The organism is Pseudomonas sp. LBUM1653, assembly GCF_059716115.1.
Genome location: NZ_CP166803.1, coordinates 5,129,020 through 5,142,301, shown reverse-complemented (window position 1 = coordinate 5,142,301; position 13,282 = coordinate 5,129,020). Strand labels below are relative to the sequence as shown.

General features: G+C 58.6%; 12 protein-coding genes and 1 pseudogene. 9 read left to right on the top strand and 4 right to left on the bottom strand.

Annotated elements, in window-relative coordinates; translation table 11 throughout:
• Positions 1-83 precede the first annotated feature (83 nt).
• The 3 genes from ACA054_RS23230 to ACA054_RS23220 all read left to right on the top strand — a co-directional run bounded on the left by ACA054_RS23230 (position 84) and on the right by ACA054_RS23220 (position 4,457).
• Positions 84-497 carry an ANTAR domain-containing protein gene (locus tag ACA054_RS23230; protein WP_497686346.1) on the top strand — a complete coding sequence of 138 codons (414 nt, stop codon included), beginning with the start codon at positions 84-86 and terminating at the stop codon, positions 495-497.
• A 111-nt stretch (positions 498-608) separates the two neighbouring features.
• Entirely contained in the window at positions 609-1,235 is a 627-nt protein-coding gene (locus ACA054_RS23225) for a response regulator (RefSeq protein ID WP_497686345.1), read from the top strand.
• Positions 1,236-4,457 carry a transporter substrate-binding domain-containing protein gene (locus tag ACA054_RS23220; RefSeq protein WP_497686344.1) on the top strand — a complete coding sequence of 1,074 codons (3,222 nt, stop codon included), beginning with the start codon at positions 1,236-1,238 and terminating at the stop codon, positions 4,455-4,457.
• On the opposite strand, the gene dkgB is transcribed toward ACA054_RS23220, so the two are convergent.
• The 3 genes from dkgB to ACA054_RS23205 all read right to left on the bottom strand — a co-directional run bounded on the left by dkgB (position 4,458) and on the right by ACA054_RS23205 (position 7,074).
• Positions 4,458-5,261: a 2,5-didehydrogluconate reductase DkgB gene (dkgB, locus tag ACA054_RS23215; protein ID WP_497686343.1), complete on the bottom strand. Its 804-nt coding sequence runs from the start codon at positions 5,259-5,261 to the stop codon at positions 4,458-4,460. It lies immediately after the preceding gene.
• A gap of 243 nt (positions 5,262-5,504) precedes the next feature.
• Positions 5,505-6,044, bottom strand: coding sequence for a PaaI family thioesterase (locus ACA054_RS23210; RefSeq protein WP_497686342.1), 540 nt, complete (start codon positions 6,042-6,044; stop codon positions 5,505-5,507).
• Between the two features lie 121 nt (positions 6,045-6,165).
• Positions 6,166-7,074, bottom strand: a complete 909-nt coding sequence (locus tag ACA054_RS23205; RefSeq protein WP_497686341.1) for a LysR substrate-binding domain-containing protein — start codon at positions 7,072-7,074, stop codon at positions 6,166-6,168.
• Between the two features lie 104 nt (positions 7,075-7,178).
• Here ACA054_RS23205 and ACA054_RS23200 point away from each other — a divergent pair, with 104 nt between their 5' ends.
• The 6 genes and pseudogenes from ACA054_RS23200 to ACA054_RS23175 all read left to right on the top strand — a co-directional run bounded on the left by ACA054_RS23200 (position 7,179) and on the right by ACA054_RS23175 (position 11,700).
• Complete coding sequence (locus ACA054_RS23200; protein WP_497686340.1) at positions 7,179-8,045, top strand: pirin family protein; 867 nt, start codon at positions 7,179-7,181, stop codon at positions 8,043-8,045.
• A gap of 93 nt (positions 8,046-8,138) precedes the next feature.
• Positions 8,139-8,822 carry an isochorismatase family protein gene (locus ACA054_RS23195; protein ID WP_180203652.1) on the top strand — a complete coding sequence of 228 codons (684 nt, stop codon included), beginning with the start codon at positions 8,139-8,141 and terminating at the stop codon, positions 8,820-8,822.
• Between the two features lie 55 nt (positions 8,823-8,877).
• The gene (ycaC, locus tag ACA054_RS23190) at positions 8,878-9,498 is read left to right on the top strand and encodes an isochorismate family cysteine hydrolase YcaC (RefSeq protein WP_497686339.1); all 621 of its coding nucleotides are present in this window, start codon (positions 8,878-8,880) and stop codon (positions 9,496-9,498) included.
• Between the two features lie 31 nt (positions 9,499-9,529).
• Positions 9,530-9,622 (top strand): annotated as a pseudogene (locus ACA054_RS23185) (outer membrane lipoprotein carrier protein LolA); the annotation flags it as partial.
• Between the two features lie 76 nt (positions 9,623-9,698).
• A complete protein-coding gene (locus ACA054_RS23180) occupies positions 9,699-11,141 on the top strand; it encodes a mechanosensitive ion channel domain-containing protein (RefSeq protein ID WP_497686338.1) in 1,443 nt (480 codons plus the stop codon).
• Between the two features lie 118 nt (positions 11,142-11,259).
• Entirely contained in the window at positions 11,260-11,700 is a 441-nt protein-coding gene (locus ACA054_RS23175) for a carboxymuconolactone decarboxylase family protein (RefSeq protein ID WP_497686337.1), read from the top strand.
• A gap of 181 nt (positions 11,701-11,881) precedes the next feature.
• On the opposite strand, the gene ACA054_RS23170 is transcribed toward ACA054_RS23175, so the two are convergent.
• Positions 11,882-12,322 (bottom strand): hypothetical protein, encoded by a 441-nt coding sequence (locus ACA054_RS23170; protein WP_497686336.1) that lies wholly within the window; start codon positions 12,320-12,322, stop codon positions 11,882-11,884.
• Between the last annotated feature and the right edge of the window lie 960 nt (positions 12,323-13,282).

Below are 13,282 nucleotides of genomic sequence, written 5' to 3'. Positions count from 1 at the left end.
CGGTATTTCGGATTTTTCCTACAGAATGCGCCGTGGCTCTTCCGTAGCCTTACCCCCTCATCAATCTGACCCGGGGGGCCACGTTGCCCAGCAAGTCCTTACGCATCCTGATCGCCGACGAACAACACTTCAACCGGATGAAAGTCGAACGGCTGCTCAACCAGCTCGATTACTTCCGGGTGGCGCCGGTGCAAAGCCTCGAGGAGCTTCTGAACCTGGTCGAGTATGGTTGCGAGCCATTCGATCTGCTGGTCATCAATGCTGGCCTGGCGCACGGCAAGCTGGACCTGTTGGATTTCTGTCTCGACAACGGGCAGCTGGCCCACGCGCTGATCTTCGATGGCCAGCGCGCGCAGCTCCCCGCCATTGCGGCCTGTGAGCGGCAGAAGGTGCAGGTGAGCCACGCCTTGCTGCCGGACCTGGCGACGATCCAGCGGTTGATGGCGATCATCGATCGACCCCGACCGTTCGTCGGGACTGTCATTTCTGTCAGGTAGTTCAATCGGGTTTTACGTGCAAGAGTCTATGCGCAGCGACTGTGTCCAGTGCGGGTTCTTGCCCATGGACCGTCAGTGTCCGAAGGTCGTGTTTATGCATAGGGAGTTGCCATGAAGTCAGCGTTGGTTGTGGACGATCATCCGGTGATTCGCGGTGCAGTCAAAATCGTACTCAAGCTGGAGGGATACAAACGCATCCACGAAGCGGCCTGCGGGAACGAAGTCTTGTCGATGATCCGCGAGCATCAACCTGAACTGGTGGTGCTTGACCTCAACATCCCGAAGCTCGACGGCCTGGATGTACTGGCACGGATCCAGATGGAAGAGACGCACTGCCGGGTGGTGGTGTTCACGGCCCAGGAACCGGCGTTTTTCCAGGATCGTTGCATGCGCGCCGGTGCCGTGGCCTACGTCGCCAAGACCAACGATTTGCAGCATTTGCACAAAGCCGTGCACGCCGTGATGGCCGGCTACACCTATTTCACCCGGTTGCCCTCGAGCTCGGTGTCCGTGAGCCAGGTGCAACGCAGTGAAAAACAGATGATCGAGAGGCTTTCGGACCGCGAGTTGTCCATTTTCCAGCATCTGGCCCGGGGCACGAGCAACAAGTCTATCGCCGAAATCATGCACCTGAGCCACAAGACCGTCAGTACCTACAAAACCCGCTTGACCGAAAAACTCAACGTGGAGTCGTCGGTGCATCTGCGGGATCTTGCCATGCGTCATCATTTGATCTGAATGAAGACTATTCGATACCTGCTGTTGGCTCTTTGCCTGGGGGTATCGAGTGTCTTTGCGCAGCCGCAAACATTGACGCTGCTGGGCCGTTCCAGCGTGGAAGGCCAGGTGCTGCAGTTGTCGGCAGCCGATTCGCGCTGGTTGCAGCAAAAAGCCCGTTTGGTGCTCGCCGTTTCAGCCCCGGATTATCCACCTTTCGACATCACCACCGATCACGCGCTGGAGGGGGTGACGGCCGACTACGCCGATCTGCTTCGGCAGATGCTGCAGGTGGAGGTCGAAGTGCGGCGCTATGCATCCCGCGAAGATGCCGTTCGAGCCGTCAAGCAAGGCGCGGCAGACCTGCTGGGAACGTCCAACAGCTACGAGTCCCAGGACCGGCAATTACAAATGTCCCGCGCCTATGCGGTGGATCAGCCGGTATTGGTGACCCGCATTGATTCACCCCAGGTTCTGGACCCGACACTGGCCGGCAAGCGTCTGGCAACGCTCTACCACTACTTGCCTGAACAAAGCGTGCAGCGGTTCTATCCCAAAGCCCAGGTTCAGCTTTTCCCCTCGACACTGGCAGCGGTCGGCGCAGTTGCCTTCGGTCAGGCGGATGTCTACCTGGGCGATGCGATCAGCGCTCATTACCTGATCAGCAAAAACTACCTGAACAACGTTCAGCTGGCTGACTTCTCGCCCATGGAATCGGGGCGCTTCGCCTTTGCCATGACCCGCGACAACCCGGCGCTGCTGCGCATTGTCAACAAGGCCCTGACGGCGATAACAGCCAATGAACAGATGAACATCCTGCGACGCTGGGGCGCGAGCGGGGTGTCCATGCCGGGCACGCAATCACTGCAATTGAGCGTGGCCGAACAGGGTTGGCTGGACCGGCACCCGCGGGTGAGTGTGGCGATCAACGAGAACATCCCGCCGATCACGTTCATGGACAGTGAAGGCAAGTTTCGCGGCATCGGTGTCGATGTGTTGGCGAAAATCAGTCTGCGCACCGGCTTGCAATTCGACATCCGGGCCATGCGGTCAGTGACCGAGATGCTGCAGGCGATCAAGAGCGGCCAGGTCGATGTGCTGGCCGGCATCGGCCTGAGTTCCCTGCGTGAGGAAGACTTGCTGTTTACCCGGGCGTTTCTGACCAGCCCTTCCGTGCTGGTGACGCGCCTGGCGCCGGACAGCCCCAGGACCCTGGATGATCTGGCCGGAAAAACCCTGGCGCTGACCCAGGGCAATATCGCTGGCGAGTTCATTCGCCAACACTTTCCGTTGATCCGTTGTGTGGATGCGCCACTGTCGGCCGATGCCATGGAAATGGTCGCCCAAGGCAAGGCACAGGGTGGCATCAACTCATTGATCAGCGCCCGTTACCTGATATCCCGGCAGTACCGAGATCGCCTCCAGGTCACCAGCACGGTGGGCACCGATCCCGCGCGCAGTACCCTGGCGACCGGTCGCGACGCCACCGAGTTGCATTCGATCCTGGACAAGGCCTTGCTCAGTATCCCCCCGGAAGAAATCGACGAGCTGATCATGCCTTGGCGCAATGACCTGATGGTGGAGCAGAGCTATTGGCTGCGTCATCGCCAGAGCATTTTCCAGGCGTTCGCGGCCGCCGGTGCCTTGCTCTTGCTCGCCCTGGCCTGGATCGCCTGGCAGCGCCGGCAAATCCGTCAGCGCCAGCAATGGCTTGCCCGATTGCAGGAGGCCAAGGACGCAGCCGACGATGCCAACCGGGCCAAGACCACGTTCCTGGCGACCATGAGCCATGAGATCCGCACGCCGATGAATGCCCTGATCGGCATGCTTGAACTGGCGCTGAAAAGCGCCGATGAGGGCGTTACCGACCGCGCGGCCATCGAGGTGGCGTCAAATGCCGGGCAACAGTTGCTGGCCGTGATCGGCGACATTCTGGACATTGCGCGTATCGAGTCCGGGCATTTGTCGCTGACCCCGGAGCGGGCCAATCTGCAGGCGCTGGTGGTGTCGGTGTGCCGGGTCTTTGAAGGCCTGGCCCGGCAGAAGAACCTGCAGTGGCGGATCGACCTGGACGAGCACAGCGACCGCGATGTGTTGATCGACCCCACGCGTTTCAAGCAGGTGCTGTCCAATCTGCTGAGCAATGCCATCAAGTTCACCCACAAAGGCGAGGTCAGCCTGAGGTTGCGGGTCGTGCCCGCGTCGCCGGACCGAGTCGCGGTCAGTGTGTGTATCACTGACAGCGGCAGCGGTATCAGCGCCTTTGACCAGCAACGCCTGTTCAGTCCGTTCGTGCAGGCCGCAAACCGTCAGGCATCAAACCGACAGGGCTCCGGCCTGGGGCTGGTGATCAGCCGCACGCTGTGCGAAATGATGGGCGGGCGCTTGCAACTCGCCAGCGTCCTGGGGCGCGGCACCCGGTTGGACATCAGCCTAGAACTGCTGGCATTGCACGCGTTGCCCGCCACTGAAATGGCGCCGGGCGAATCGCCGGCAAGGACCCGGGCGCTGACGATTCTGGTGGTGGACGATTACTCGGCCAATCGGTTGCTGCTTTCGCGGCAACTGAGTTACCTCGGGCACCAGGTTCTGCTCGCAGAGGATGGCCAGCAAGGTTTCGAGCAATGGCGGGAACACCTCTGCGATCTGGTCGTCACTGACTGCAACATGCCGGTGGTCAGCGGTTATGAACTGGCGGGTGCGATCCGCGATGAGGAGCGCTTCCAGGTGGGGCCGCCGACGGTGATTCTGGGCTTCACCGCCAGCGCGCAACCCGAGGAGAAAATTCGTTGTATTGAAGCGGGCATGGACGATTGTCTGTTCAAGCCCATTCGATTGGTCGACCTGAGCGCATGGTTGGCCAGCACATTTCCCTGCGAGACCGAAGCGCCCTCCCGCTCGGAAATCGATATAAGCGGGTTGCAACACTACACGGGGGCTGACAGTGAACTGATCGTTCAACTGCTGCAAGATCTGGCCGTGACCAACCGCGATGATCGCGAACGTCTGCTGCAAGAACATGCCAGCAGTAATTACCACGGCTTGAAGGATTTGGCGCACCGCATCAGGGGTGGGGCGCAAATGGTCCGGGCGCAGGCTCTGGTGGCGTGTTGCGAACAACTCGAGCGTGCCTGTGGCGAGGGCGATGCCTCACTGATCGACGCAGCCGTCGATCAGTTGCACCAAGCCATGACGCGCCTGGACCACAGTCTTGAACAGGGCTGGGGCTTGAAACCCGGCTGATTAATCCCAGGCCGGCGCAAGGCCCTTGGGGCTGGTCAGGCGATGGCCGCGATCCAGGCTGGCGATCGATGCCATGTCGGCATTGCTCAACGTGATGGCGCTGGCCTTGAGGTTGCCGGCGAGGTTGGTGCGTTTGGTCGACGAAGGAATCACCCCATGACCCAGTTGCAGGGCCCAGGCCAGGGTGACTTGTGCCGGGGTCGCTTGAAGACGCTCGGCGATCTGCGTAATCACCGGATCCTTGAGCACTTCACCGTAGGCCAGGGTCATGTACGAGGTGATCTGGATGCCCTGGCTTTGCGCGAACTCGACGACCTGGCGGTTTTGCAGGTAGGGGTGCAGTTCGATCTGGTTGGTGGCGATGTTCTCGACGCCGACGGCGGCAATCGCCTGTTTCATCAGGTCGACGGTGAAGTTGGAGACACCGATCTGCCGGGTCAGGCCCAGGTGTTTGGCTTCGAGCAAGGCGCCCATGAATTCTTCGACTGGCACCTGATCTTCCGGCGACGGCCAATGGATCAGGGTCAGGTCCAGGTAGTCGGTCTGCAATTTGCGCAGGCTCTCTTTGAGGCTGTTGATCAGGCGATCCCTGGCGAAATTGGCGACCCAGATCTTGCTGGTGATGAACAGGTCTTCACGGGCAACACCGCTGGCGGCGATGGCTGCGCCGACTTCAGCTTCGTTTTCGTAGATTTGCGCAGTGTCGATGACCCGGTAACCCAGTTCCAGGGCGGTGCACACCGAATCGATGACTACCTGGCCTTGCAAGCGGAAAGTACCCAGGCCGAAAGCGGGGATAGACATGAATGACTCCAGAGGTTGCAGTGGGAATGGCCGCGAGTATCCGCGCCTGCATCCGTGAGAAAAACCGCTGGGTGGGCAAAGCAATGTTTACCGTCAGTCAAGAATCGGGGGCAGTCTGGAGAATTGAGGGTGTCTAGTCTGACGCCTTCGCGAGCAAGCCCGCTCCCACATTGGATTTGCGTACACCGCATATTCCCTGTGGGAGCGGGCTTGCTCGCGAAGGGAGCGACTCGGTTTCGGAGCTTACCCCCGCGCCTCAAGAATCATGCAAGTCGTCGATCCCGTCGCATACAACCGCCCATCCACATCATAAATCCGCCCCTCGGCCAACGCTGTCGAACGCCCCAAATGCACGATCTTGCCCTCGGCCCGCACCGGTCCGCTGGCGCTATTCAACGCACGGACATAACTGATGCGCAGATCCAGCGTCGTATAACCCTGGCCTTTTTTCAGTTGCGTATGAATCGCGCAACCCATGCACGAATCCAGCAGGGTCGCGGCATAGCCGCCGTGCACGGTGCCCAGCGGATTGTAATGCCGCGAATCCGGAGTGCCCTGAAAGACGAACAGCCCGGCGGACCATTCAATCGGGATGAAATCCATCAGTGTGCCAATGGGCGGCGAGGGCAGTTCGCCGTTGCCGATGCCGTCGAAAAACTCGGCGGGCGACAGCGCGCTGACTTCGGCCAGGGACAAGCTGCCAGGCCCGGCCAGGCGCGCGCGCATGGCCTGTTCCTGAGCGATCCATTGGGCGAGCGTGGCCTCGCGGTTTGGGCTTTGCATGTACAGATCCTCAGGCAAGAAAATATTATGATTGTAATCTTCAAAAATATTATGCCAAAAATAAAATCTCCGCTACCCCTCAATCAGTTGGCCGCTTGTAGCTGAAAGCTTGCCGCTGCTTTCAGGCAATATCGCTGCGGCTGAACTCCTCGCCAAGAAAGTCGATCAAGGTACGCACCGATGGCAGCAGGCCACGGCGCGACGGGAAGATCGCATGGATGACGCCACTTTTGGGTGCCCAGCCCGGCACCAGTTCGACCAACTGGCCGGCGGCGATCTCATCACGCACCACCACGCTGGGCAGGTGGACAATCCCGATGCCGGCTATCGCCGCGTGACGCAAGGCCAACAGGTCATCGGTGACCATCCGCGGCGCGTGCCTGATCATCGCGCTGCTGCCATCGGAGCCGAACAATTCCCACTGATATTCGCGTTGTACCGTCCCCCAGTGCAGGCTCGGCAAGCCACTGAGGTCGGCCGGTGAGGCAGGCGTCGACAGGCGTGACAAAAAGGCCGGACTGCCCACCACGCTCTGGGTGCTGTTGCCCAGCACCTTCATCACCATGTCGGTGTTTTCCAGCGGTGGAAAACGCACCCGCAGGGCGATGTCGAAACCCTCGTGGATCAAATCGACCCGGCGGTTGGTGCTCTCGATGAATAACTCCACCAGCGGATACTTGAGCAAGTAGCGGGTCAGCATCGGCCCGACCCAGGAGTTGAGCAACGCCGTCGGACAACTGATGCGCACCACGCCCTGAGGCTCTGAGCGGTTACGTTCGATCAGTTCGGCGGCGCTTTCCGCCTCCACCCGCATCGCCAGGCAGCGCTGGTAATAAGCCTGGCCGATTTCAGTCAGTGAACAATGGCGACTGCTGCGATGCAGCAACCGTACACCGAGGCGTTCTTCGAGTTCGGCAATGCGTCGGCTGAGCTTGGACTTGGGCATGTCCAGGGCCCGCCCGGCCGCTGCGAAACCCTGATGTTCCACCACTTGGGTGAAGTAGTAGAGGGTGTTGAGGTCTTCCACCATCGTTCTCCAGATAGAACGCTAAAGCTGATTTTTGCAGTCTAGCGCAGCAAAGGTCACGGTTTTAAGCTCTGTCCATGGCTTTACCCACCTCATCAGGAGACACCATGAAAAACATCATCGGTATCTACACCAGCCCACGGGCCCATTGGGTCGGCGACGGTTTTCCGGTTCGCACGCTGTTTTCCTACGACAACCTGGGCAAGCACATCAGCCCGTTCCTGCTGCTGGATCACGCCGGCCCCGCTGAATTCACCCCGACCACCGGGCGACGTGGCGTTGGTCAGCATCCGCACCGGGGTTTCGAAACCGTGACTATCGTTTACAAGGGCGAACTGGAACACCGCGACTCCACCGGCAGTGGCGGCAAGATCGGCCCCGGCGACGTGCAATGGATGACCGCGGCCTCGGGGATTCTCCATGAAGAGTTTCATTCCGAAGGCTTCGCCAAGAGTGGTGGCACCCTGGAAATGGTGCAGTTGTGGGTCAACTTGCCGGCCAAGGACAAAATGGCCGACGCCGGTTACCAAACCATTCTCGATGGCGACATCCCGAGCATTGCCTTGAAAAACAACGCCGGCAGCTTGCGCTTGATCGCCGGTGAATTTGAAGGCCACAAAGGGCCGTCGCGCACCTTTACCCCAATCGACGTCTGGGACCTGCGCCTGAATGCCGGCAAGTTGCTCACGCTGGATCTGCATGAAGGACGCAACACCGCACTGGTGGTGTTGCGCGGCACGATTGAGGTCAACGGCCTGGAGTCGGTGCGTCAAGGGCAGTTGGCCTTGTTCGACCGCAAGGGCGATCAGATGACCCTCCAAGCCAGCGAGGACGCGGTGGTGCTGCTGCTCAGCGGCGAACCGATCGACGAGCCGATTGTCGGTCACGGTCCGTTCGTGATGAACACCGAGCAAGAAATTCACCAGGCGTTCGCCGACTTCCAGTCCGGTCGCTTCGGCCGGATGCACGGTTAATCCGTTTCGCGTCAACAACCCGCTCTACACAGGATGAGTAGGCCGGTTCCCAGGCCAGGGATGGCTGTTGCCTGTCAAAAAGAGGAAACACTGATGAACACCGTCAATGCGGCCAACTTCAATGGCCAGAAACCGACGATCGACCCCAATGACAGCGCCATGCTGTTGATCGATCACCAGAGCGGGCTGTTCCAGATCGTCAAGGACATGGATGTACCGCAACTGCGCGCCAACGCCATTGCCCTGGCCAAGGCGGCCACCTTGCTGAAGATGCCGGTGATCACCACCGCTTCCGTGCCGCAAGGGCCGAACGGGCCGCTGATTCCGGAAATCCACGAGGCTGCACCGCATGCCCAATACGTGGCGCGCAAGGGCGAAATCAATGCCTGGGACAACCCGCAGTTTCACGCGGCGGTGAAGGCCACCGGCAAGAAAACCCTGGTGATCGCCGGCACCCTGACCAGCGTGTGCCTGGCGTTTCCGTCCATTGCGGCGGTGCATGAAGGCTACAAAGTGTTTGCCGTGGTCGATGCCTCGGGTAATCACTCCAAATTGGCCACTGATCTGACAGTTGCCCGTCTGGCCCAGGCCGGGGTGGTGCCGATCGACATCATGGCTACGCTCTCTGAGCTGCAAGGCTCATGGAACCGTCCGGACGCCGAGCAGTGGGCCGCTGTCTATGCCCAGGCCATGCCGCATTATCAATTGTTGATCGAGAGCTACCTCAAGGCTCAACAAGTGGCGAACGAACATGAAGTGCTGGATTCGCAGCGCTAACCGGGACACCCACGCCGACTTTTTTCGGCATCGATAACACGCGAGGACTACTGCCATGACAACTTCCTACAAACGTCTCGACAAGGACAACGCCGCCGTTCTGTTGGTGGATCATCAGACAGGCCTGCTGTCGCTGGTGCGCGACATCGACCCGGACCGGTTCAAGAACAACGTGCTGGCCCTGGCCGACCTGGCCAAGTACTTCAAGCTGCCGACCATCCTCACCACCAGTTTCGAAACCGGCCCCAACGGCCCGCTGGTGCCCGAGCTCAAGGCGTTGTTTGCGGATGCCCCGTACATTGCACGCCCCGGTCAGATCAATGCCTGGGACAACGAAGACTTCGTCAAGGCGATCAAGGCCACCGGCAAGAAGCAATTGATCATCGCCGGTGTGGTGACTGAAGTGTGTGTAGCGTTTCCGGCACTCTCGGCGCTGGCCGAAGGCTTCGATGTCTTTGTCGTCACCGATGCTTCCGGTACTTTCAACGAGCTGACCCGTGAATCGGCGTGGAATCGCATGTCCTCCGCTGGCGCGCAGCTGATGACCTGGTTCGGCCTGGCCTGTGAGCTGCACCGCGACTGGCGCAACGATGTGGAAGGCCTGGGGACCTTGTTCTCCAACCACATCCCGGACTACCGCAACCTGATGACCAGCTACAGCACGTTGACCAAGTAACCAGGAAGAATCTCCCCCTGTAGGAGCGAGCATGCTCGCGATGGAGGTCAACGATGACGCGGGGAGCCTGACGCCCCGTGGTGCTCTCAGGTTTTTCGCGAGCATGCTCGCTCCTACGGTGTTCTGAAAGCATCAATTGCTCCTACACTCTGGCCAATGTGTGCGATCTTTTGCACATTGTCCCGTGCCGGAGCTGCTTGATGCTGTCCCTACTAACCGAACATCCGCTGATTTGCGCCCTGGTCCTGATCCTGACCGATCTGGTGTTGTGGCGCTTGATCGGTACCCGTGGCCACAACGTGAAACTGCTGGTGCGGGTGGTGATTTTCTCGCTGTTCAGCCTGGTGCTGTTCAACGAAGGCATGAATCCACTGGAACCTGCGCCCTGGGTCGACAACGTGCCGTTGCATCTGGCGGCCACCGGGTTGCAGATCGGCTGGTGGCTGTTCGCTGCGCGCACCCTGACCGTGCTGATCGGTGCGGGAATGATGCAGCGGGTAGGACACACCGGGCGACTGCTGCAGGACCTGCTGGGTGCGGTGATTTTCCTGGTCGCGGTCATCGCAGCCCTGGCTTACGTGCTCAATCTGCCGGTCAAAGGCGTACTGGCCACCTCCGGCGCCTTGGCGATCATCGTCGGCCTGGCCTTGCAAAGCACCCTCAGCGACGTATTTTCCGGGATCGTCCTGAACACCACCAAACCCTATCAACTGGATGACTGGATCGCCATCGACGGCACCGAAGGCCGGGTCATCGATATCGATTGGCGGGCCACGCGGCTGCAGACCTCCCAGGGCAGCATGATCGTGATTCCCAACTCGCTGGCGGCCAAGGCCAAGATCACCAACTTCAGCCGACCCAGCGATATGTTCGGCCTTTCGATCAGCTTGCAGGTCAGCCCCCATGTCCGTCCGCAGACCGTGATCGATGCCCTTGAGCGAGCGATGCAGGGCTGCCGAACGTTGTTGAGTACACCCGGCGCCAAGGTGGCGTTGAAAAGCTCCAACGCCGCTGGCGCCGAATACGAAATCAGCGGGTTTGTCGCCTCGATGAGCGAAAAGCGCACGGTACGCAATCAACTGTTCGACCTGGCGTACCGGCATTTGCAGGCGTCCGGAATCCATTTGCTGTCGAGCGTGGAACCCACCCCGTCGAGCGATCACACCCGACCACGGGCGCTGCTCGACAGCTCGCCGATTTTCTCCACCCTGCGCCAGGAAGAGAAAGAGACGTTCAGCCAGAACATGTCCCTGCAAACCTTCCGCACCGGCGAGACGATACTGGATGCAGGGGAGGTCAGCGATCACTTGTTCATCATCGAGTCCGGGGTGGTTTCGGTCACGCTGAACCGTCACGGTACGCCCATCGAATCCGGACGCATGGGGCCGGGGGAGGTGATCGGCGAGGCCGGTATCCTGACCGACAGCTCGCTGCCCGCTCAATTCGCCGCGAAAACCCCTTGCACGCTTTATCGCATCGAAAAGCAGTACCTCAAACCCTGCCTGGATGCCCGCCAGGACATCAACGATGCGATGAAAACCTTGTTGGATTTCCGCCTGAACAAGGCACAGTCACTGATCGCGGATGTACCCGTCGTTGTGCAGAAAAAAGGGTTTTTGAAGTGGTTGCGCAGTCGGGTTTGATGGGGAGATGGCCGTTACGCGGGTCATTGGCCTCCTCGACTTCTGCAGGATTGGCTATTTGTGCATGCCGGTCGTAGGGCTAACTTAGTGACACACCCACTTGCCCAGGAGCATGCCAATGCAACCACGTATCGATTTCTACACCGCTTCCCCTGACGCTCTCAAAGCCATGATCGCCCTGGAAAGCGCCGTCTCCAAGTTGCCGCTGGAAAAGACCCTGATCGAACTGGTCAAGCTGCGCGCTTCGCAAATCAACGGCTGCGCCTTCTGCATCGACATGCACACCGCCGACGCGATCAAGGGCGGCGAAACCCCGCGTCGCCTGTTCGCCGTAACGGCCTGGCGCGAGGCTCCGTTCTTCACCGACCGTGAACGCGCCGCGCTGCTCTGGACCGAATCGCTGACCCAGCTGAGCCTGACCCACGCCCCGGACGAAGACTACGAAGTGGTCAGCGCCCAGTTCACGCCCAAGGAAATGGTCGACCTGACCGTAGCCATCAGCACCATCAACAGCTGGAACCGGCTGGCGGTGGGCTTTCGCAAAATGCCTCAGGCCTGATCTTGAGCACGGGTGCCGAGCCTCAATGCGCATCGGCACTCGGCGCGGTCGGTGGTTGTACCTTGCGCATCAAGGGGACCATCGCCGTGGCGATGATGAAGCAGACCATGATCATCAGACCCGCGTCGCCGAAGGTTTGGTGCTACCGTAGTCAAGCGTGAAGGGCTTGATGGGTGTTGCATCAGTTAAGGTCGTATAGTGCCAGATCATCGAGCAGCACTAAATTATCAGCCGTTTCCCGCTCGATCGTCAGTTCAATGGTGTCTTCGGGTGGAAATCCGACAGGACTTGTTTTAAAGACCACGCTTTCGGTTTTCCAAGTGTTGCCGACGGGGATGAGTGTTTTCTCTTCTAAATCGCGATCGTTCCACTTGATTGAGTAACGGTTATTTTCATTCGGCGTTTGGAGTGAGAATGAAAGCATGTAATAGGTGTCGGGTTTCAACGCCCAGGATTTGGTCAGGGTCGTGTTCAAAATTTCTGAAATGGCGAACGACACGCAGTAATTTTCATCTCTGCTAATGATCTCGCCAGGTTGGTTTGGCGCGACTTTTTTCCAATTATTCCATTTTAAATCTTCAAAATCGGTCTTGTCGATGAGATCCACAGTGCGTTCGTTCATCGTCCTGCTCCTTATAATCAAGTCGATTGGTTCAAGCACTCATTGCCATTCAAGTAAGCCCTACTATGATTTAATCGGCTACTGTCAGAGTTGACAGGTTGCATCATGATTAGAGGCGTAGTGCTCTACATTCAACAGATTAGGGAGCAAAGTAATTTTCTGCTCATCCAGCCTGAAGGCGCACCGCGAGCCCCATCAAAAAAATTCCACGCGAACTCAATGACCCTCCGCACTCGGCGCAGCCGGCGGTTGTACCTTGCGTATCAAGGGCATCATCGCTGTGGCGAGGATGAAGCCATCGACAATCATCTGAGGACGTTTCTGTAGGACGTTGTAAGAGTGTTCTGAATCTGCATTGAGCGCTGAACAGGCGCAGCAAATGATGTAATGCCGCTGTATATTGCGAACACATCTCACTTATACGGTGTGTTCATAGATCTGTGGGCTTGAGGCTGGCGGCGCATTAAGTGAGGATGAGGACGATGGTAGAGTTTTTCTCGACATTTTTATGGTTCAACTCAGCCATATGGCTGACGTGGGCGGTATTTTTCATTCCGTCACTGTTCGGTCTGGAGATCTCGCTACCTGCTAAAGTGGTATTATTGATTCCCGTTGTTGCAGTAAATATAGCCGTATCTGCCAAAGCTGTCGGGTATCTAAAGGCTATTGTAGGGTTGTGAGTTTTAGAGTGGGCAGAGGAGTTCGCTTGCCGCCTATTTTTTACTTTCTCGGATTTGTGAATTTATGGCGGCGACGAAGCCTTGGTTTTTAATGTTTATCCCTGTTTTGCAGATTGATAATTGACAATAAATAGGATGGCCTCATTTCACCGCTGCCTTAGTTGTCTGCTTAAAACGAAGTGTCATCGAGTACTGAGCGAAGTGAGATCGCAAAAGTTAGCGTGGGGGATGTCGATAGATTCTGCATAGGTGTCTAATAATGACAACTGACTCAAACTGC

Excerpts from the sequence above, each read along its gene's own strand:
- ACA054_RS23225 (WP_497686345.1), top strand. The coding sequence starts at position 609 with ATGAAGTCAGCGTTGGTTGTGGACGATCATCCGGTGATTCGCGGTGCA.
- ACA054_RS23220 (WP_497686344.1), top strand. The coding sequence starts at position 1,236 with ATGAAGACTATTCGATACCTGCTGTTGGCTCTTTGCCTGGGGGTATCG.
- dkgB (WP_497686343.1), bottom strand. The coding sequence starts at position 5,261 with ATGTCTATCCCCGCTTTCGGCCTGGGTACTTTCCGCTTGCAAGGCCAG.
- ACA054_RS23210 (WP_497686342.1), bottom strand. The coding sequence starts at position 6,044 with ATGCAAAGCCCAAACCGCGAGGCCACGCTCGCCCAATGGATCGCTCAG.
- ACA054_RS23205 (WP_497686341.1), bottom strand. The coding sequence starts at position 7,074 with ATGGTGGAAGACCTCAACACCCTCTACTACTTCACCCAAGTGGTGGAA.
- ACA054_RS23200 (WP_497686340.1), top strand. The coding sequence starts at position 7,179 with ATGAAAAACATCATCGGTATCTACACCAGCCCACGGGCCCATTGGGTC.
- ACA054_RS23195 (WP_180203652.1), top strand. The coding sequence starts at position 8,139 with ATGAACACCGTCAATGCGGCCAACTTCAATGGCCAGAAACCGACGATC.
- ycaC (WP_497686339.1), top strand. The coding sequence starts at position 8,878 with ATGACAACTTCCTACAAACGTCTCGACAAGGACAACGCCGCCGTTCTG.
- ACA054_RS23180 (WP_497686338.1), top strand. The coding sequence starts at position 9,699 with ATGCTGTCCCTACTAACCGAACATCCGCTGATTTGCGCCCTGGTCCTG.
- ACA054_RS23175 (WP_497686337.1), top strand. The coding sequence starts at position 11,260 with ATGCAACCACGTATCGATTTCTACACCGCTTCCCCTGACGCTCTCAAA.
- ACA054_RS23170 (WP_497686336.1), bottom strand. The coding sequence starts at position 12,322 with ATGAACGAACGCACTGTGGATCTCATCGACAAGACCGATTTTGAAGAT.